The sequence below is a fragment of the Banduia mediterranea genome, assembly GCF_031846245.1.
GTDB lineage: Bacteria > Pseudomonadota > Gammaproteobacteria > Nevskiales > Nevskiaceae > Banduia > Banduia mediterranea.
The window spans coordinates 24,690-41,792 of sequence record NZ_JAVRIC010000004.1; the positions used below are offsets into that span (position 1 = coordinate 24,690).

Below are 17,103 nucleotides of genomic sequence, written 5' to 3' on the forward strand. Positions count from 1 at the left end.
GCCTGGAGCCGCGTGCACTTGCGGCGCTCGACCTGCCAGGTCCGCATGTCATGTCGCGCCACCGCCGCCTGATGCCGGTTGCACGCTGCCCGATTGCGCCGGAGCGCCGCCTGCATCGCGGTCAGGCGCTGATACAGTTCGCCGCGACAACCGCTGTCTCGATTTCGGGGTCCACTTTAGATCTACAGGCTTGCGCTCCACGGCGACGGCACCAAGGGCCAGATGGGCGTGAAGAACATCGTCAGCTACCTGAACCGCAATCGCATCTTCACCCGCGACGGTGGGCGCTGGGGCATCGGCCAGGTCCACCGCATCCTGACCCGTCGCACCTACATGGGCGAGCACGAGTTCAACAAGCGGTCCAAGAGCAAGGAGTTGAAGCCGGTCAGCGAGATCGTGGTTGTGCCGGTGCACCCGATATCATCGACCGCGACACCTTCGACGCGGTGCAGGCGCTGCTCAAGGCCCGACATCCCACGGTGACGCCCTCCGCCGTCATCAGCGGCCCGACGATGCTCACCGGCCTGATCCACTGCGCCAAGTGCGGCGGAGCCATGACCATCCGCACCGGCTAGGGCGGGCGCTATCGTTACTACGCTTGCTCCATGAAAGCCCGACAGGGACCAACCGCGTGCGAGGGCATGGCCGTGCCGATGGACAAGCTGGACGGTCTTGTCGCCAGCCATCTCGAAGACCGTCTGCTCCAGCCCGAACGACTGGAAACGATCCAGGCCACAGTCCTCGACCGCAGACAGGAACGGTCCGAGCGCCAACGCGAGCATATCGCCGAGCTGAACAGGCGTGCGGCGGAGTCGGAAGCCCGCCTCAAGCGCCTCTACGACGCCATCGAAGCGGGCGTCGCCGATCTGGACGACCCGGCGCTCAAGGACCGCATCGACGGCCTCAAGGCCATTCGCGATCAGGCGAAGGCCGATGCCGAGCGCTCCCAGGCCATGCTTCAGAACTCAGGAAGCAAGGCGGTCACGCCACAGATGTTGAGCAAATTCGCCCGCACCGCACGTCAGCGTATCCGGCTTGAAGGGGGCGGCTACCGCCGCGACCATCTTCCGCGCGTTCGCCCAACGCGTCGAGGTCGCCGAAGGCGAGGTTCGTATCATGGGATCGAAGTCTCGGCTGCTCCAGACGCTTGTGGCGAACGGCGGCGCAAACGCAGTGCCCACTCAGGGACTGAAGTGGCGGAGAGAGAGGGATTACTCGGGTTCTGCGGAACCCTCGCCCTTCGGGCCGCGCTGCGCGCGTTCGATTCGGGCTTTGCCCGAATCGTCGACCCAGGCTTCGATTGTTCGAGGGTTCGAATCCCCGATTGCGCCGCACGACTCAAACGTCGAGTTTCCGGCGATTGCATTTGGCGGAGAGAGAGGGATTACTCGGGTTCTGCGGAACCCTCGCCCTTCGGGCCGCGCTGCGCGCGTTCGATTCGGGCTTTGCCCGAATCGTCGACCCAGGCTTCGATTGTGACCCACGGGATGGTTAGGGGGAAAGCGGGAAGAAGTCGGACGAAGCGGGATGAAGTGGGATCGGCCGAAGAAACAACGAGTTAGAATTTTTCGGCGAAAAATTTTCGTTCGCTTGGTTTGGGGGGCGAACTGAAGCGCGCGCCGTATGGTTTGGGGTCATGCCGCCAATTCGATGAGTCGCTCTATGAAAGAGTCTATCGACTCGCCGTCGGCTAAGTGCCTCGCGTGGACTTGAGCGATTAGGTCCGCAGCGGCCGCCTTCTTCTCCGGGGACAACTGCAGGCCTCGCGATTGCACAAAGCGCTCAAGCGCCAACCAAGCTGATCTAGCTTCCTGATATGCGTCCTGCCGCGCGTGCACAACCGAAGGGGATATCCCGACCTGACCCTCCGCGACGCCAAATGGTGTGGCGTATGAATTCAGCAACGGGGCTCCGCGCTTCGGCTCCTCCCCAGTTGCTAGCCATGCCACGTTGACAGGCGCTGCCTTCGCCAGTTTGACCAGCCGCTGGCGCGATGGATCGGATACGCCATCAGCCCATTTTCGGATTGTTCGTTCCGGTATTCCGGACTTTCGGGCAAGGGCGCCAATGCCGCCCGAATCTTCGATCACCTCCTGGACCCGCTTGGCGAATAGTAGGTAACTGTTCTCGCCTGCAACTGTGACCAGCTCGGCGTCCAGTTCGTCGGCGGTCACTGTATATCCCAAGGCATTGAATCCATGAACAAATAGGCCGATCTATCGGCCGAATCGGTCACATTTAAACAGTGACCGGCCGTTTTGGGCTTGACACCGGCCGAATTGGTCCGCAAAGTTGCCGCCATTACACGCGACAACTCAAAGACCCCATGAAAATAGACAAGCCCCCCAAAGCCGTACTGGCAGACCCGCTCAAACGCCGGGTTTGGGTGATCTACCAACTCAGCCTGCGCCAGCAGTGCCTGGCCGATGTGGCCCGATCGGCCAACGTGGACCGCCGGACGCTTTACCACGTCTTCGTCCGGCCGTATCCGCGGATGGAATACCACGTCGCGCTGTCGGTCGGACTCAAGCCGCAAGAGCTGTTTCCGGAACGATACGACGAGCATGGGATACCAAACGGCCGCCGCCGGACCCGAATTGCCGTTTCGTACAGTCATGGCGGCAAGAATAACCCGGCCAAGGGTCGGCGCAATACGCAGTCCAGCAAAGCGGCCTAGACATGACACGCCGCGACTCCGTCACGCTCGAACTGTTCCAGGTGCCGCAGCCTGCGGCGCCAGTTGAAGCAGGCATGGATTACCGAGCGACGGTGTCGCGCATGGTCAGCGACATGCTGGATGGCGCCGGCACACACCGTGCGGATGTGGCGGCCGAATGCTCCCGACTAGTCGGTAAGGACATCAGCAAATACATGCTGGACGCCTATAGCTCTCCGGCACGCGAGGACTACAACGCGCCCGCGTATCTGATGCCGGCGCTGGAATCGGCCTGCGCCACACACGCCTTTTCCGGCTGGATCGCGGAAGTCCGCGGCGGCCAGCTACTGATCGGCGCCGAAGCTCTGAATGCCGAGCTGGGGCGCCTTGAGCAAATCAAGCACGCGACCGCGGTCCGTATCCGCGATCTCAAGCGTGCGATGGGGGAACACCTATGAAACGTCTGTTCGACGCGCTGCTGCGTCGTTTCGGCCTCGTCCGGGCGTCACAACGCCGGGCGGAGCTGCGCAATTTGCGGGTGCATCTGCAGCTGGCGCTGCGGGTTACCGATCCCGCCCAGTTCATGGGCGCCGCTGCAGGAGGCGGGCAAGAGCCCAGCGCCCCCGACCGAGTCCCGCAGGCGGTGCCCACCTTCCCCCCAGCCGCCGGTTCCCCCCGTACCGGTGGCTCCCTTTCCCCGCGCAGCCCCGCGCGCGGGGCTTTCTATTCAGAGGCATCGGTTCCGCCAAAGCAATGGTTCAACGCGCGCGAATTGGCCGAGCGTTGTTTACCGGGAATGCCGGAAACCGAGCGCGGCATTCAGATCAAGGCAGAGCGCGAACACTGGACGTTTCGCAAACATCGTGGCCTCGGTGGGGGGCGGGACTATCACATCCGCAATTTGCCCTCGTCTGTGCGCGAGGCGCTGCAGTGAAGGCGTGGTTCACGGCGGCCGAGCTGGCTGGCCTGCCTGCGATGCCTGCCACCAAATCTGGAACGATTCGTTTCTTGGAACGAGCCGGTTTGTCGTGGCGAAAGCGCGCTGGTCGCGGCGGCGGCCGCGAGTACAGCCTCGACGCCCTGCCGGCCGAGACCCGCAAGGCCCTGGCCTCGCGCGAAATGCAGCGCAACCGATCCACCCAGCGCGCCGCGTCGGCAGGCGCCGAGGCTGGCATCGCACTGCGCCAGGCGCACACGACCAATCGCGACAGGTCCGGCAGCCTGCAGGCGCAGATCGGATTCACCGGCTGGAAGGCGCAGCGCTTCGAACCCCGCGCCGAGCTATACGTCGCCATCGACGTGTATCGGCGCGCTGCCGCCTGCAACTGGCGCGATGCGATCGCCGCCTACAACGCCGGTCAAATCCCCGTTTCGGAGGCGGTTAAACGGCAGTTTGAATCCATGCCGTACAAGACCTTCGAGAAATGGATCGCCCGCGTGCGCGAGCATGGCTTGGCCGGACTGGCGCCGAAGTACGGCAACCGCCGCGGGACCGGTGCGATTGACTCCCAGCCTGAGCTGCAGGAATTCCTGATCGGGCTGTTGGCCGAATACGGCGCCAACGGCATCACCCACGCCCCCAAGGCCGCCCGAGCGCATTTTCGCGCCCGGCCAGACATCGTGATCCCATCCGTCACCCGCATTCGCGAATGGGCCAAGGCCTACAGCCGCAACAACGCCAGCGCACTGACAAGCGTCACCAATCCGGACGCATGGAAGAACAAGTACATGGCCGCCCCCGGCAAGATGGACGAGTTCATCAAAGCCATCAATCAGTGCTGGGAGCTGGACTCCACACCGTCGGACGTCACCTGCCACGACGGCCGCTACGCACTGATCGGCTGCATCGACGTGTGGCCGCGCCGCATGAAGATTCTGGTGTCGCGCACCAGCACCGCCGAAGCCATCGGGCAGCTATTCCGCCGCTGTGTCCTGGATTGGGGCGTGCCGCAAGAGGTCCACACGGACGGCGGCAAAGACTACGTCTCCAACTATTTCCTACGCGTGCTCGCAGACCTGCAGATCGAGCATCGCGAGTGCACACCGTTCTCGCCCTGGGAGAAGCCCTTCATCGAGCGCGGCCTCGGCACATTCCTCCACAGCCCGATGATCGAATTGCACCCCGCATTCATCGGCCATGACGTGGCGGAGGCCCAGGAACTGCGTGCCCGTCAGACCTTCGCCGAACGGCTGTTCAAGAAGAACGCCACGGTCACGGTCGACCTCACCGGCGCCGAGCTGCAAAAGCTCTGCGACGAGTACTGCGCCTGGTACGAAAACCAACCGCACAGCAGCCTCGGCTGCACGCCGGCGGAAAAGGCGCGCAGCTGGCAAGGGACCGTGCGACGCATCGAGAACGAACGTGCCCTCGACCTGTTGCTGCGCCAGGCGCCCAGCAATGACGGCTGGCGCACCATCACCAAGTCCGGCATCAGCATCGACACCGACGACTACTGGGATGAAGCGATGCGGTACCGGGTGGGCGAGAAGGTCCACTGCCGCTTCGACGAGCAGGACATGGGAAACGTAGTCGTCTACCGCGCGAACCCGGAATCCGGCGCGCTGGAGTTTCTGTGCGTGGCCCGCAATCCGGGACTGGCTGGGATCACCTACGCCCAGTTTGCGGCAGAGCGCCGCCGCATGGTCGACAACGAACTCGCCACCAAGCGGGCCGAGCTGCAGGCCGCCGCTCGCAAGGTCAAGAAGGCCAACGTCATCGGCTCCATCCTGGAACAGGGCCGCGAGGCACGCCAGCACATCGTCGACTTCCCCCACCGCGGCGACGCCTACACCACGCCGGCCCTCGAAGCCGCCGCGCAGGCCGCCCGCGGGCCGCAGGCGCCCGAAGCCGTCATTGACGACCGCACGCGCGAAATCCTGCACCAGATGGAGCGCAAGCCGGCCGACGTGGTGCCGCTGCGCAAGCCCAAGGCCACCAACACCGAAGACGACGTGCAGGCGCGCTTTGCGCGGGCCGCAGAGCTGGAGCGGCGCATCGCCGCCGGCGAGACCGTGGACCCGGCCGCCGCCGGCTGGCTGGGCCGATACCAGACCACCGCTGAATACCGGGGGCACAAGCGTTTCGTGGAGAGCTTCGGCCTGCAGCTGTAGGCCGGGCAAAGAAAAGGCCGCAGAACGCGGCCCAAACCTAGCGAGGTGAAGCATGACTAAAAACGGGATCAACGTACAGGGAGACGCGGTCACAGCCGCCACGACGAACGTCGCGCTGGCCATGCGCGCGCTGGAGCGCGCCATGAACCGCGACCCACACCTGCCGGGGCTGGTGGGTTTCTATGGCCCGGCCGGCCTGGGCAAGAGCTTCGGCGCCGCCTACGCCGCTAACCAGCACCGGGCGTACTACATCGAGATCAAGTCCACCTGGACCAAAAAGAAGCTGCTCGAATCCATCCTGCAGGAAATGCAGATCAAACCGGCGCGGACCATCTACGAAATGGCCGACCAAGCCGCCGAACAGCTCGCCCTGTGTGAACGGCCGCTGATCATCGACCAGTTCGACATTCTCATCGACCGCAGCTCAGTGGAGATCATCCGAGACCTGCACGACGCTGCCGGCTCCGCGCCGATCCTCCTGATCGGCGAAGAAGAAATGGAGAAGAACCTGCGCCGTTGGGAGCGATTCCATTCGCGCATGCTCGAATGGATACCAGCCCAACCCGCCACGCTGGACGACGCCCGCAAGCTACGCGCGCTCTACTGCCCGCACGTCGACGTCGCGGACGACCTACTGCACCACATCCACCAGGTCAGCCGCGGCGGTACCCGCCGCATCTGCATCAACCTGTCGCGCGTGCAGGAATTCGGCATCGCTGCAGACCTCGCGCTGGTCAACCTGCAGGACTGGGGGAACCAGGAGCTGTACACCGGCGAAGCCATCCGCCGGAGGGCCGCCTGATGGCCCGGCAGCCCGTCCATCTGGTCGCCGATGCCAAGCGCCCCCAGGGCCGCGACGTGATCTGGGGCGCCATCCGCAAGCTGCGCCGCTGTACGGTGCAGGATCTGGAGCACGCCACGCGGATCGACGAACAGACCATCCGCAGCTACGTGCAGGGCCTCAAAGCTGCCGGCTACCTCACCGTGGCAGAGCCTGTGAAAAAGGATCACAGGCACGGCGTGCTCAACAGTAGCAGCGAAGTTCTCGCGCTGGTGCGAGACATCGGCGTAGAGGCCCCGCGCGTCACCCGCGCCGGCAAGCCCGTGACGCAAGGCGCCGGCACCGAATCCATGTGGCGTGCCATGCGCATGGTCCAATCCTTCAGCACCCGCGAGCTGGTCACCCTCGCCAGCAGCGGCGGGGCGTCTGTCACGCTCTACACCGCCAAGCGCTACGTCTCCCACCTACACAAGGCGCGCTACCTGCGCATGGTCGACCGCGGCGGCCCAGGCTGCGGCGCTCGCTACGCCCTGGTACCGGCCCGCAACACCGGCCCGCGGCCGCCGCAGGTTCAGCGCATCCACCACGTCTGGGACGCCAACGAGGGCCGCGTGGTCTGGCCGCTGGAGACCCACGCATGAGCACGCAATGGCTGGATACCGCGGTGGCCGCCTGGGGTGAAGGCATGCCGGACTGGGTGCGCGTGCTCGCCACACAGTGCGACGCCAGCTCCCAATCCACCGTCGCCAAGGCGCTGGGCTATTCCGGCGGCATTGTCGGCCCGGTGCTGCGCCGCACCTACACCGCCGGTTACGACGCCGTTGAAGCCCGCGTGCGCGGCGCCTTTCTCGCCGCCACCGTCAGCTGCCCGGTGCTCGGCGAGATGGCCCTGCACGTCTGCCTGCAGCATCAACGCAGCCAGTTTGCCGCCACCAACCCCACCCGCGTGCGGCTCTATCGAGCCTGCCGTGGTGGTTGTCCGCACTCGCGCCTGGGGCGCGACAGGAGCGAGCCATGACCCCCGCCGAGAAGCTGCACGCCCTGCGCGATCAACTGGGCGTGGAATCCCTGAGCCCCCACCTGCATGCGCATCGGCTGGGCCTGCCCAGCTACGAAGTCCGCGCCGTCGACAAACACCAGTGGGGGCAGCGATTCCGGTGGTTCGAAATCGTGGAAACGCGCCCCCGCTTGGCCGACAAGGTGCTGGCCCATACGGACGCCATCATCGGCAGCGGACCAGAACAAGACGCAGAAGCTCTACGCCAACAGCGCAACGCGGATCGCATGGTGGATGGGCTGAGGGCGCGGCGATGAAATCGGCGTTCTTCCTCTACTTGCGCAGTGAATACCGCCAGGGCGAACTGCATCGTGGTGTGCGGCTCATCGAAGCCGGTGCGCGCGGGCAGCCGCGGCGCGTCATCGCCAACCTGCCCGAGATTACGGGCAATGACGCCATCGCTGACCAACGCTTCGCACAAGCGCTGGACGAAGGCCACCGCATGTTGGTTGGGCTGCGGGGGGGGGCGGCATGAGCATTCAAAGAATCCACACATCGCCGCTGGTCAACGAGCTGATCCGGCGCGGATGGCTCGACGAAGCCGATCTCGACAAGGCGGCGCACCCGTTGCTGTCGGTGGACCACCAGACTGGCACGGTAACGGTGGTGGAGGAACGTGACGACGGCAACGGCGTGGCGATCGCCTTGCTGATGATGGGAAGCGCCCTGGTGGGTTTGGTGGCCGGGCTGGTGATCGCCTGGGCGGTGATGTCATGACGTACCTCATCACCGTGACTGCCCATTGCGACGCCGTCCGCAACACGGCGGGGGACGATGTGATCACGATCACCCGCAAGATCGAGATGCCGTTCGTGCCACGAGTCGGCGACAGGCTCGGCTTCGGCGCGGGTGGAGACCCGATGCGCGTCAATGAGGTGTTCTGGCATCCCGAGCACGGCTTCGACATCTGGTTCGACGACGTGACACACCCGAACGAAACGAAGTTGATGCTCGTATCCGGGTGGTGGGAACGATGAACGACAGCACACACACCGCCCGCAATGCACCGCCCGACGTGTGCGAGTTCAACCGCCGCGCCGCCAAGGCCCTGCGCAGCGTGGAATTCCGCGCCGCGCCCGATGGAGGCCAGTCCTTCGACGAACGCTTCGGCGCCGACATCGTCAAGTGGATCGATAACAACGTGTCGCTGACGGACAAGCAGCAGCTCAGCCTGTTCCGCTTGGTGGATCGCTACCACCGCCAGATCTGGGACAAGACTGCGGTCGCGTTTGCTCAGCGAGCGCTGGACGGACGGCGGAGGGCCGAGACATGAACGGGCCGGCCTACGAGATCGGCAAGTACTATCGAGTGCCCACGGTGTACGGCAAGTACTGCGGCATCCTGGCGCACTGGCCCGTGCTCGGACCGCTGCATCGCGACGAGGGCGTGGTCAATTTCCCGTACCTGCATATCCACGTCGACTACCGGTTCGTGCCGCAAGCAGTGCTGAATCGACGGCGCTGCGAATGGCGAAATGGCGACGGCATCATCATGCGCAACGCCCCGCTGATAGTCGATCTGCATGGCAAGCGCTGGGAAGAGTCTGGTGCCATTCAGCCGCAGATCAAGCCACGCCGAATGAAGTGCAAGCGCCAGTGGCCAACGCTGAACTACAGCTTCGCGCGGTGGACGCGGGCGCTCGAAGACGAGCAGCAGTCCAAGCGCATGAAGGCAGGAATCTGCCCGCATCGCGGCGCGGACCTTTCCAATCTGCCGATCGACGCGGACGGCTGCGTTCAGTGCCCGCTGCATGGGCTGCGCTGGCATGTGGAGTCCGGGCGGCTGGTGCGGTGGACGGAGCCCGCCGCATGACCACCTGCATCTGCCCCACCTGCGGCACCTACGGACCCTTGCCGGTGTTCAGCGCCGATCCGGTTGCCCGCCAGTACCAGGCCCAGCTGGCGAAGGTGCCGGCCGGCCTGGGCCCGCTGGTGATGGAATACATGGGGCTGTTCATGCCGCGCAAGCGAGCGCTCACTTGGCCGCGTGCGCTGCGCCTGCTGCAGGAGTTGAGCGCAGCGATCCACGCGCAGTCGATCGAGTACCGCGGCCATACCTACCCGGCGCCGCCGGAGTCCTGGTCTCGCGCGCTGCGGCAGATGCTCGACCACATCGACCGCCTGACGCTGCCGATGGAAAGCCACGGCTACCTGGTGCGCATCCTCGTCGGCCTGCACGAGCGCAGTGAAGACCGCGCGGAACGCGATCGCGATGCCGAGCTGCGCGCCGGGCAGCGCCGCGACAGCGGACCCAACGTGATGATCGGAGTGGCCCGGCAAGTGATCGCAGAGCGCAACGTCATGATGACAAAGGCAGGCAAGCCGCCGCTCAACAAAGACCAGGAAGCGCGCATCTGGCGCGACCACGGCGTGGAGCCGCCGGTATGACGCCCGCCGACTGGACACAGTTCGAGGCACAGCTGGCGCACGCCTACGGCAGCGCACGGCTACGCGTGGACGGCTACGACCTGAGCCTGCAGGTGCAGCGCATCAAGGGGCTGCGCTACGAAATCACGGTCTACGTGAACGGCTGGATGAAGGGCGAATGGCTGACGCAGGATTGCGAGGAACGCCGCCGCTTCCTGCGCCCGGTCACGACGTATTTGCATACGCCCAAAGAGCGGGCACGGATGAAGCAGACCAAGGCGCAGGAGCGGCTGGTGCGGTCGATCGGCATCGACCCCGACAAGAAGGGCACTTACTACGTGCCCTGGTGGACATCCGCCAAAGCGTTGCGCCGGCATCTGATCGCGCACAACGAGTCCATCGAGTGGATCAAGGAGGACGCGACGCCATGACCGACCTCACCCGCGATCTCGTCCTCTGGCACCTGGCAATGCACCGCGGCCGGGACAACGGCGTGCGCGCCTGCGATCTGGTGCGCGAGATCTGCGGCGAGACCTCGCCCGGCCTGGAACGCCAGCTGCGGCACTGCATCGAAGAACTGCGCCTGGACGGGCAGCACATCTGCGGCCACCCGGCCAGCGGCTACTTCGTCGCCGCCACCGCCGAGGAACTGGACCACACCTGCCAATACCTGCATGACCGGGCGATCAAGTCGATCCGCCAAATCGCCCGGATGCGCAAGGTCGCCGAACCCGACCTGCGCGGACAACTGCGGATGACCGAACTGTGAGGACCCCATGACACTGGAAACCATTGAGCTGCAGACCAAGGCCTTCGCCGACGCGCGCGCCGTGCTCGCCGAGCGTGTGCGCGAACTCGACGACGAGCTGACCCGTATCAAGCGCCAGCGCCTGCGCGGCATCAAGGCGGCGATCGCCACTGCCGCCGCGCGCCAGGACGAACTGCAGGCCGCCATCGAAACCGGCCCGGCTCTGTTCGAGGCGCCCAAGACCCGCACCTTTCACGGCATCCGCGTCGGCTACATGAAAGGCCGCGGCGCGCTGCTGTGGGACGACAGCGCCAAGGTCTGCACCTTGATCCGCCGGCACCTGCCAGACATGGCGGACACCCTCATCAAGACCACGGAGAAGCCGCTCAAGGGCGGTTTGAACACCCTTTCGACGGCCGAGCTGCGACGCATCGGCGTGCAGGCCGTGGAGTTGGGCGAATGCGTGGTGATCAAGCCCGTGGACAGTGAGATCGACAAGCTGGTCGATGCGCTGCTCGCATCCGCTCTGGAGGCCGATGCCGAATGAACGCCAGACCCGATGTGCCCGTGTTCCTGACGCAGCAGCCGCCGCCGCGCACAGGCGCCCAGCAAATCCTCCAGGAAGCGATCGACGTGCAGAACGCTCGTGCGGCAACACGCGACACGCCCGGCGGCGAGCGCTCGATGGCCCGCACCGTCGCCATCTTCGCGGCGATGACGGACATCCATCTTTCCGAGGAGGAAGGCTGGATGTTTATGGTCGCGCTCAAGGCGGCCCGCGCCGCGCAGGGCGCCTACAACCGCGACGACTACGTGGACGGCGCCAGCTACCTGTCGCTGGCCGGAGAAAGCGCGGGCCGGGAGCCGAAGCCCAATGAACCGGCAAGCTGACCCACGCCGCCGCGAGCTGGCCCGCATCCACATCCTGGCCGGGCTGCTTGGTCTGGACCGCGACCAATACGAAGCCATGCTGTGGTCCGTGGGCCGTGTGGAATCGTCGGTCCGGCTGGACAGCCAGGGCCGCGCCCAGGTCATCGCGCACCTCGAAGCGCACGCCAAGACGCGAGGCTTGTCGCTGCGCGCCAAACCCCGCCAGCGCCCAGCCGACGGCAAGGCTCGCCTGGTCGCCAAGGTCCGCGCGCTGCTGATCAACGCCACACCGCGTCGCAATGACGCCTACGCCGACGGCATGAGCAAGCGCATGTTCGGCATCGAGAAATTCACATGGTGCGATCCGGGGCAGCTGCACAAGCTGATTGCCGCCCTGCAGATCGACCGCACACGGCGTGAGGAGCGCACGCAATGAGCACCGACCAACAACTCGTGGATGCCGAGACCCGGATCCGCACCATCCTCGCCGAACTCAGCGACGACCACGAACAGATGGCCGTCCTGGCGGACGTCGCCGGCCGCCTGGCCGCCCAGGCCGAGCATGAGACCCAGCGCTGGCAGCGCGTGCACGCCTTTGTCGCCGGCGTGGCGCGCGCCTGTGCCAACGCCGTATTCGACCGCTTCCACCCTCGCGGCATGCACTGATCCGATGGACCCGATCGCCCGCCAGTTCCTGCCGCCCAAGCTGATCGAGATCGCCCAGGTCATCGGCCTGGACGCGGCGCTCAAGCTGTCTGCGGCCTGGCCGGGCATTCGGCTCACCGTGCCCAAAGACATCCGTGCCGATCATCCAATCGCGCTGCACCTCGGCATCGAAGCCGCCCGCAAGCTGGCCAGCATCTACGGCGGCGATACGCTGGTGCCGCCCATGTGCACCCGCTACCACCGCGCGCGCCTCAACGCGCAGATTCTGCAGGCGCTGGAAACGCGCAGCGCCGCCGATGTGGCCCGCGAGTACGGGATCCATCAGTTCTCAATCTACCGGCTCAAAGCCAAGGCGGATCGACAGCGACAGGGGACTTTGTTGTGAGGCATAACGCCAGCTTAAGCCGCAGCCCCGCCGAAGGCGGGGATGTCGGCTTGAAGCGCCTGTTGGGCGCGGAGGATTGAACTTGAACGCAGAGCGGAAAATTGCCCGCCAACTAGCCGAAAAGATGGCCGACGACCGGGCGCATCGAATAGCCACTATGGCAGCGGAAGAACTGATCCGCTGCGAAGGCGTGGCTACCAGCGGAATTGATGAATTTGCGATACCGCAATGTCAGGCCGACGGCCACATGCGTGAGTGCATTGCGCATCTGTGCTGGCACGGCGAAGCGGTGAGCCACGAAACCGATGACGGGTACATCGTGGTCAACATCGGCGATTACACGCTGGAGTCGCTGGCATGACGCCCAACGGACAGCTTAAGCCGTCCGGCGAAGCCGGGTCGGCTTCAAGCGCAAGTTGTGCCGAATAGTTGACAGCCTGAAAAAGGCGGGCGCAACATCCGCGCAGAGGCGTAGAAACCTCTGAAACAGCGGAAAGCCGGTCCCGAAAGACTGGCTTTGTTGTGCCCGACCCATCTTCTATGGTCGGGAGGCGGCGGGAACACAAGACCCGAAAGGGGAATACCGTCGGCCGTCTGTTTCCGGTTTCTACCCTCCCGGCCGCCCCATCGCCCGTAGAAAGGCCGTGGGGCTCCTATCTCGGAAACAGGAGTTCAGACATGCACAACATACCCTCTGTTGTTCAATTCGAAGATATTTCACTGTCGGTGCACAGCCTCAATGGGCAACGGTGGCTGACGGCCACCGAGACGGCGCTCGCGATGGGTTACGCCGACCCTCGCAGCCTTCTCAAAATCTACAGTCGTCATGCAGATGAATTCACGGAGGCCATGACCTGCGTGGTCAATTTGACCACGCAGGGTCAGCGTCGCGACCTCCGAGTATTCAACGCCGACGGCGCGCATCTCCTCGGCATGTTCTCCCACACCCCGCGAGCCAAGGCGTTCCGCCGCTGGGTGCTCGCCGTGCTCAAGGATCGGCCGTCGGTGCCGGCTGGGCCTCCCGTCCGCCCCGGCCAGGTCCAGGCCCTAGCCGAGGCTCGCGAGATCGGTGACCTGCGCGATCAGGTCGCCTCACTCAAAGACGAGCTACTGGAAGCACTGCGCACGCAGATCAGCATCATGCAGAAGCTGCAAGCGCCCAAACGGGTTCCGCTGTCCGAATCCGAACGCGCGCAGATTCTGGCGCTGCGTGCCAGCGGCCTGGGAAACGCGGCGATCGGCAAGCGTATCGGCCGGTCGGACAGTACGGTCGAAAGCTTCATCCGTGGACAACGCACCAAGGGGCTGCTCGCATGAACGCGCCGGCCAACAACCCGCTGGACGAGTTGCATATCACGCAGCATTACCTGCACGTTCTGGCTGATCTTGTGACGCCGGAGCGGGACTTAGGTAGTGTGAACCGCGACGCACTGGCCTGCGTGCTCGACGATCTGATTCGCCGGCAGAATGCGGCCTTGACGAAACTAGGGCTGGAGTAGTTCTGGCGCAAGGGCCGCAATGTGCGGCCCTTGCTTATTTCTGGAATTCGGACATTCGCACCGTTCAGGAATTGCTGGGCCACAAGGACGTGGAAACTACAATGATCTATACGCACGTTCTCAACCGGGGCGTGCGCGGCGTTACGAGCCCGCTGGACCGCTTGCAATAAGGCGGGTGCAAGGCAATCACCGGCCCTGTACGGCTTGCTTCACCTCATGCGCGGCCATGTTCCACGAGCCAAAGCGGGCAATCGCACGGTTGGATATCGGGTCCACGGCTGCTGCGCCGAACTTGTCGCGGTAGTAGAGGACATCTTTGACGCCCTCCACCTCCTGGTTCAGGCAGTGCGCGAGCATCACCGCATCCGTAACGTCTCGCTTGGTCCACTGCCGGTTGCAGTACGGAAACGCCGTATCGCGATAGAACGCTTTGTCGGCATACTGGTCCAGCGAAACGAGATCCGCGTAGGCCTCGCTCTGCTGCTTCATGCAGTAATCAAACATCCGATTGTCCAGCACGCCCCGCTTGGTCCACTTTTCGGAGCAGACCGCCTGCGAATCTGCCCGAAAAGAAGCTCTGCTCTTCAAAAGCTCGCTCGTCGCAGACACTGATACTGCTCTGTGCGGGGTGACGGGAGCCTCAGTTTTGGGTTGCGGTACGGGTGCATCGCACCGCTTGTCGCCATAGGGATGCCACTCCTGATCGATGCCAAAACACTTAGCACCGGCCCATGCTGATGAACTCGCGCAAAAAACCAGGGCGAGCAATACCAAGTGCTTGCGAAACATGTCTTCCCCCGTCTTTCCTCGCAGCGCAAATTGACACAGTCGCGCCCCGCATCGCAACATCCGTTGCAATGATCCGCCCCGGCAGCTAACACCGGTTAGCCTTCGCCACTGCCGGCCCGCCGCACACACTGCGGCCATGACTCCCGGCCTGCCAATCGCCGCCATCGCCGCCCGCCACCACCTGCCGCCCCAGCTGGTGCAGGCGATCGTGCAGGTTGAATCTGGTGGCGACGCCAACGCCATGCGCTGCGAGCCCGCCTATCCCTGGTTGTGGAATGTGCGCAGCGGCGCGCCGCTGCCGGTCTCCAGCGCCACAGCGAGCCGGCGCCTGCCGCCCGCGAGCTTCCCGTCACCGCGCGGCTCCTCCCGACTGACCGAATGGCTGGGCCAGCAAACCAGCTGGGGCGTGATGCAGGTGATGGGTGCCGTGGCGCGTGAGCTGGGCTACGAGGGCCACTTCGCCGGCCTGTGCGATCCGGCCACCGGGCTGGATTACGGCTGCCGCTACTTGGCCCGCCTCGCCGGCCGCTTCCGCCTGCAGCACGGCTGGCCCGGCGTGGTGGCGGCCTACAACGCCGGCAGCCCACGCCTGGATGCACAGGGCCGGTTCGAGAATCAGGTCTACGTGGACAAAGTCGCCCGTGAGGGCGGCTTCCAGGGGCTGGCATGAAGCCCTGGTATCGCTCCTGGACGATCTGGGTCAACGCGCTGGTGCTGATATGCGGGGCGCTGGCAGAGACTCTTCCGATGCTCGAATCCGAGATCCCGCGCGGGGCATTCGTCTGGCTGACGTTCTTGTTGGCGATGGTCAATTTGCTCTTGCGCGGCAAGACCACGCAGCCGATCTGCATGCGCCGGTCGACCGCGGACCGCCCCTATTACCGGCGCGGCGGTGACGCGTGATGCTGGGCCGCGCCATTGCCGGGCTCGCCGGTCTACGCGCCTACGCCATTGGCTTGCTCGTGTGGGTGCTCTGCGCCGTGGCACTGGTGGCTGGCGGCTATCGGTGGGGCTGGACAGCCAAGGCGAACGCCGTGGCCGCGGCGCAGCTCCAGTCCGTGCAGAACGCCGCAGCGGCAGACCGCGAGGCCCGCGCTGCGCAGGCGCGGATCGACCGTACGCAATCCACCGCGCTGGCGGCGGACCGTGCCGAGGCCCGCATCGTCTACCGCACGATTCGTGAGGAGGTGCCCCATGTCGTTACCCAGATCGTCCGCGTCCCGGCCACGCCGGAGGCACCGGCTTGCGAGTGCCCTGATCGCAATGAGTACAGCCGCGGCTTTGTCCGCGTGTGGAACCGCGCCCTCGATCCGGGAGTGCCCGGTACCGCCGGCGGACCTACTGATGCCGCTGGCGGTGCCGATCCCGCTGACGCCGCGGCCGCCGCCGTCTCTACCGGCGACGTGCTCGCCAACCACGTCGACAACGCCGAGCTGTGGTACGACCAGCGCGCCCAGTGCCAGCGGCTGATCGAGTGGCAGCGACAGACCTGCCAGCGCCTCGGCAAAGGGAAAGACTGTGCTTCTTGAAATCGACTTCTGGGCCTTGCTGACGTTCCTGGTGGGGCTGCTGGTGACGTTCATGGGCGGCGCCTGGGGCGTGATCCGCATGACGCAGCACCAGCAGGACCAGACGCTGACGCAGCGCCTGCACGGCATCGAGGGCTCGTTGAACAAGCTGGAAACCAACGCTCGACAGGAGGCCGAGCAATGGCAGCGCGTGGACAAGGAGATTCTCAAGCTGCGCGCCGAGCTGCCGCTGCAATATGTGCGCCGCGAGGACTACGTGCGCGGACAGACGGTGATCGAAAGCAAGCTGGACGCGCTGGCCACCAAGCTGGAAACCGTGCAACTCCGGGGGACTCCATGATCGACCACGCCAAGGTACGGCGCGAGGGTATGCGCTGGACCATCCTGCTCACGCTCAACAACGCCCGTCCTATCGGCTGCCACGAAGAGCTGGTGCTGATGACCGCGCACGCCATGTGGCCGGATGCCACCGCCCTGGAAATCCGGCGCGAGCTGGACTACCTGGAAGACCGCGACCTAGTCGAGCTGCACAAAGACCCCGGCGGCCGCTGGCATGCGGCGCTGACGCGCTACGGCACCGACATCGCTGAATACACCATCGACTGCGAACCGGGCATCGCCCGGCCGGCGAAGTACTGGTAACGGC

At 65.2% G+C, this 17,103-nt stretch carries 31 protein-coding genes and 2 pseudogenes; 31 read left to right on the forward strand and 2 right to left on the reverse strand.

Annotation, left to right across the window (positions count from 1 at the left end; translation table 11 throughout):
- Nucleotides 1–180: 180 nt before the first annotated feature.
- A pseudogene (locus RM530_RS18635) lies at nucleotides 181–1,212 on the forward strand (recombinase family protein); the annotation flags it as partial.
- A 422-nt stretch (nucleotides 1,213–1,634) separates the two neighbouring features.
- On the opposite strand, the gene RM530_RS03775 reads toward RM530_RS18635, so the two are convergent.
- Nucleotides 1,635–2,174, reverse strand: coding sequence for a helix-turn-helix domain-containing protein (locus RM530_RS03775; RefSeq protein ID WP_311363876.1), 540 nt, complete (start codon nucleotides 2,172–2,174; stop codon nucleotides 1,635–1,637).
- A gap of 152 nt (nucleotides 2,175–2,326) precedes the next feature.
- Here RM530_RS03775 and RM530_RS03780 point away from each other — a divergent pair, with 152 nt between their 5' ends.
- The 25 genes and pseudogenes from RM530_RS03780 to RM530_RS03900 form a co-directional block, all read left to right on the forward strand.
- On the forward strand, nucleotides 2,327–2,677 hold the full coding sequence (locus RM530_RS03780; protein ID WP_311363877.1) for a helix-turn-helix domain-containing protein: 351 nt from the start codon (nucleotides 2,327–2,329) through the stop codon (nucleotides 2,675–2,677).
- A gap of 2 nt (nucleotides 2,678–2,679) precedes the next feature.
- Nucleotides 2,680–3,114 carry a hypothetical protein gene (locus tag RM530_RS03785; protein ID WP_311363878.1) on the forward strand — a complete coding sequence of 145 codons (435 nt, stop codon included), beginning with the start codon at nucleotides 2,680–2,682 and terminating at the stop codon, nucleotides 3,112–3,114.
- Complete coding sequence (locus RM530_RS03790; RefSeq protein ID WP_311363879.1) at nucleotides 3,111–3,590, forward strand: DNA-binding protein; 480 nt, start codon at nucleotides 3,111–3,113, stop codon at nucleotides 3,588–3,590. Before RM530_RS03785 ends, RM530_RS03790 begins: the two co-directional genes overlap by 4 nt.
- Nucleotides 3,587–5,767, forward strand: a complete 2,181-nt coding sequence (locus RM530_RS03795; protein ID WP_311363880.1) for a DDE-type integrase/transposase/recombinase — start codon at nucleotides 3,587–3,589, stop codon at nucleotides 5,765–5,767. Before RM530_RS03790 ends, RM530_RS03795 begins: the two co-directional genes overlap by 4 nt.
- 52 nt (nucleotides 5,768–5,819) lie before the next feature.
- Complete coding sequence (locus tag RM530_RS03800) at nucleotides 5,820–6,569, forward strand: AAA family ATPase (RefSeq protein WP_311363881.1); 750 nt, start codon at nucleotides 5,820–5,822, stop codon at nucleotides 6,567–6,569.
- Nucleotides 6,569–7,189 carry a hypothetical protein gene (locus RM530_RS03805; protein ID WP_311363882.1) on the forward strand — a complete coding sequence of 207 codons (621 nt, stop codon included), beginning with the start codon at nucleotides 6,569–6,571 and terminating at the stop codon, nucleotides 7,187–7,189. Before RM530_RS03800 ends, RM530_RS03805 begins: the two co-directional genes overlap by 1 nt.
- A complete protein-coding gene (locus tag RM530_RS03810) occupies nucleotides 7,186–7,566 on the forward strand; it encodes a hypothetical protein (protein ID WP_311363883.1) in 381 nt (126 codons plus the stop codon). Before RM530_RS03805 ends, RM530_RS03810 begins: the two co-directional genes overlap by 4 nt.
- Nucleotides 7,563–7,862 (forward strand): hypothetical protein, encoded by a 300-nt coding sequence (locus RM530_RS03815; protein WP_311363884.1) that lies wholly within the window; start codon nucleotides 7,563–7,565, stop codon nucleotides 7,860–7,862. The genes RM530_RS03810 and RM530_RS03815 overlap by 4 nt, the downstream gene beginning before the upstream one ends.
- A complete protein-coding gene (locus RM530_RS03820) occupies nucleotides 7,859–8,080 on the forward strand; it encodes a hypothetical protein (protein WP_311363885.1) in 222 nt (73 codons plus the stop codon). Before RM530_RS03815 ends, RM530_RS03820 begins: the two co-directional genes overlap by 4 nt.
- Nucleotides 8,077–8,322 carry a hypothetical protein gene (locus tag RM530_RS03825; RefSeq protein WP_311363886.1) on the forward strand — a complete coding sequence of 82 codons (246 nt, stop codon included), beginning with the start codon at nucleotides 8,077–8,079 and terminating at the stop codon, nucleotides 8,320–8,322. The genes RM530_RS03820 and RM530_RS03825 overlap by 4 nt, the downstream gene beginning before the upstream one ends.
- Nucleotides 8,319–8,582 (forward strand): hypothetical protein, encoded by a 264-nt coding sequence (locus RM530_RS03830; RefSeq protein WP_311363887.1) that lies wholly within the window; start codon nucleotides 8,319–8,321, stop codon nucleotides 8,580–8,582. The genes RM530_RS03825 and RM530_RS03830 overlap by 4 nt, the downstream gene beginning before the upstream one ends.
- Nucleotides 8,579–8,878: a hypothetical protein gene (locus RM530_RS03835; RefSeq protein WP_311363888.1), complete on the forward strand. Its 300-nt coding sequence runs from the start codon at nucleotides 8,579–8,581 to the stop codon at nucleotides 8,876–8,878. Before RM530_RS03830 ends, RM530_RS03835 begins: the two co-directional genes overlap by 4 nt.
- The gene (locus tag RM530_RS03840; RefSeq protein WP_311363889.1) at nucleotides 8,875–9,417 is read left to right on the forward strand and encodes a Rieske 2Fe-2S domain-containing protein; all 543 of its coding nucleotides are present in this window, start codon (nucleotides 8,875–8,877) and stop codon (nucleotides 9,415–9,417) included. The genes RM530_RS03835 and RM530_RS03840 overlap by 4 nt, the downstream gene beginning before the upstream one ends.
- Nucleotides 9,414–9,992, forward strand: coding sequence for a hypothetical protein (locus RM530_RS03845; RefSeq protein ID WP_311363890.1), 579 nt, complete (start codon nucleotides 9,414–9,416; stop codon nucleotides 9,990–9,992). The genes RM530_RS03840 and RM530_RS03845 overlap by 4 nt, the downstream gene beginning before the upstream one ends.
- Nucleotides 9,989–10,402 (forward strand): hypothetical protein, encoded by a 414-nt coding sequence (locus RM530_RS03850; protein WP_311363891.1) that lies wholly within the window; start codon nucleotides 9,989–9,991, stop codon nucleotides 10,400–10,402. Before RM530_RS03845 ends, RM530_RS03850 begins: the two co-directional genes overlap by 4 nt.
- Nucleotides 10,399–10,740 carry a hypothetical protein gene (locus RM530_RS03855; protein ID WP_311363892.1) on the forward strand — a complete coding sequence of 114 codons (342 nt, stop codon included), beginning with the start codon at nucleotides 10,399–10,401 and terminating at the stop codon, nucleotides 10,738–10,740. Before RM530_RS03850 ends, RM530_RS03855 begins: the two co-directional genes overlap by 4 nt.
- A 7-nt stretch (nucleotides 10,741–10,747) precedes the next feature.
- Entirely contained in the window at nucleotides 10,748–11,266 is a 519-nt protein-coding gene (locus RM530_RS03860; protein ID WP_311363893.1) for a host-nuclease inhibitor Gam family protein, read from the forward strand.
- Nucleotides 11,263–11,610: a DUF6378 domain-containing protein gene (locus RM530_RS03865; protein WP_311363894.1), complete on the forward strand. Its 348-nt coding sequence runs from the start codon at nucleotides 11,263–11,265 to the stop codon at nucleotides 11,608–11,610. The genes RM530_RS03860 and RM530_RS03865 overlap by 4 nt, the downstream gene beginning before the upstream one ends.
- Entirely contained in the window at nucleotides 11,594–12,025 is a 432-nt protein-coding gene (locus RM530_RS03870; protein WP_311363895.1) for a regulatory protein GemA, read from the forward strand. The genes RM530_RS03865 and RM530_RS03870 overlap by 17 nt, the downstream gene beginning before the upstream one ends.
- Nucleotides 12,022–12,255 (forward strand): hypothetical protein, encoded by a 234-nt coding sequence (locus RM530_RS03875; RefSeq protein ID WP_311363896.1) that lies wholly within the window; start codon nucleotides 12,022–12,024, stop codon nucleotides 12,253–12,255. The genes RM530_RS03870 and RM530_RS03875 overlap by 4 nt, the downstream gene beginning before the upstream one ends.
- 4 nt (nucleotides 12,256–12,259) lie before the next feature.
- Nucleotides 12,260–12,640: a Mor transcription activator family protein gene (locus tag RM530_RS03880; RefSeq protein WP_311363897.1), complete on the forward strand. Its 381-nt coding sequence runs from the start codon at nucleotides 12,260–12,262 to the stop codon at nucleotides 12,638–12,640.
- A gap of 82 nt (nucleotides 12,641–12,722) precedes the next feature.
- Nucleotides 12,723–13,001: a hypothetical protein gene (locus RM530_RS03885; RefSeq protein ID WP_311363898.1), complete on the forward strand. Its 279-nt coding sequence runs from the start codon at nucleotides 12,723–12,725 to the stop codon at nucleotides 12,999–13,001.
- 317 nt (nucleotides 13,002–13,318) lie between these two features.
- Nucleotides 13,319–13,957 (forward strand): BRO family protein, encoded by a 639-nt coding sequence (locus RM530_RS03890; protein WP_311363899.1) that lies wholly within the window; start codon nucleotides 13,319–13,321, stop codon nucleotides 13,955–13,957.
- Nucleotides 13,954–14,139, forward strand: a complete 186-nt coding sequence (locus RM530_RS03895; RefSeq protein ID WP_311363900.1) for a hypothetical protein — start codon at nucleotides 13,954–13,956, stop codon at nucleotides 14,137–14,139. Before RM530_RS03890 ends, RM530_RS03895 begins: the two co-directional genes overlap by 4 nt.
- Nucleotides 14,140–14,189: 50 nt before the next feature.
- Nucleotides 14,190–14,309, forward strand: a pseudogene (locus RM530_RS03900) (tyrosine-type recombinase/integrase); the annotation flags it as partial.
- Nucleotides 14,310–14,325: 16 nt separating this feature from the next.
- On the opposite strand, the gene RM530_RS03905 reads toward RM530_RS03900, so the two are convergent.
- Complete coding sequence (locus tag RM530_RS03905) at nucleotides 14,326–14,928, reverse strand: hypothetical protein (RefSeq protein WP_311363901.1); 603 nt, start codon at nucleotides 14,926–14,928, stop codon at nucleotides 14,326–14,328.
- 136 nt (nucleotides 14,929–15,064) lie between these two features.
- On the opposite strand from RM530_RS03905, the gene RM530_RS03910 reads away from it, so the two are divergent.
- The 5 genes from RM530_RS03910 to RM530_RS03930 are packed head-to-tail and all read left to right on the forward strand — an operon-like array spanning nucleotide 15,065 to nucleotide 17,099.
- Nucleotides 15,065–15,598: a lytic transglycosylase domain-containing protein gene (locus RM530_RS03910; protein ID WP_311363902.1), complete on the forward strand. Its 534-nt coding sequence runs from the start codon at nucleotides 15,065–15,067 to the stop codon at nucleotides 15,596–15,598.
- A complete protein-coding gene (locus tag RM530_RS03915) occupies nucleotides 15,595–15,831 on the forward strand; it encodes a hypothetical protein (protein ID WP_311363903.1) in 237 nt (78 codons plus the stop codon). Before RM530_RS03910 ends, RM530_RS03915 begins: the two co-directional genes overlap by 4 nt.
- The gene (locus RM530_RS03920; RefSeq protein ID WP_311363904.1) at nucleotides 15,831–16,457 is read left to right on the forward strand and encodes a hypothetical protein; all 627 of its coding nucleotides are present in this window, start codon (nucleotides 15,831–15,833) and stop codon (nucleotides 16,455–16,457) included. Before RM530_RS03915 ends, RM530_RS03920 begins: the two co-directional genes overlap by 1 nt.
- A complete protein-coding gene (locus tag RM530_RS03925) occupies nucleotides 16,447–16,797 on the forward strand; it encodes a hypothetical protein (protein ID WP_311363905.1) in 351 nt (116 codons plus the stop codon). Before RM530_RS03920 ends, RM530_RS03925 begins: the two co-directional genes overlap by 11 nt.
- Entirely contained in the window at nucleotides 16,794–17,099 is a 306-nt protein-coding gene (locus RM530_RS03930; RefSeq protein WP_311363906.1) for a cytoplasmic protein, read from the forward strand. Before RM530_RS03925 ends, RM530_RS03930 begins: the two co-directional genes overlap by 4 nt.
- Nucleotides 17,100–17,103: the final 4 nt, after the last annotated feature.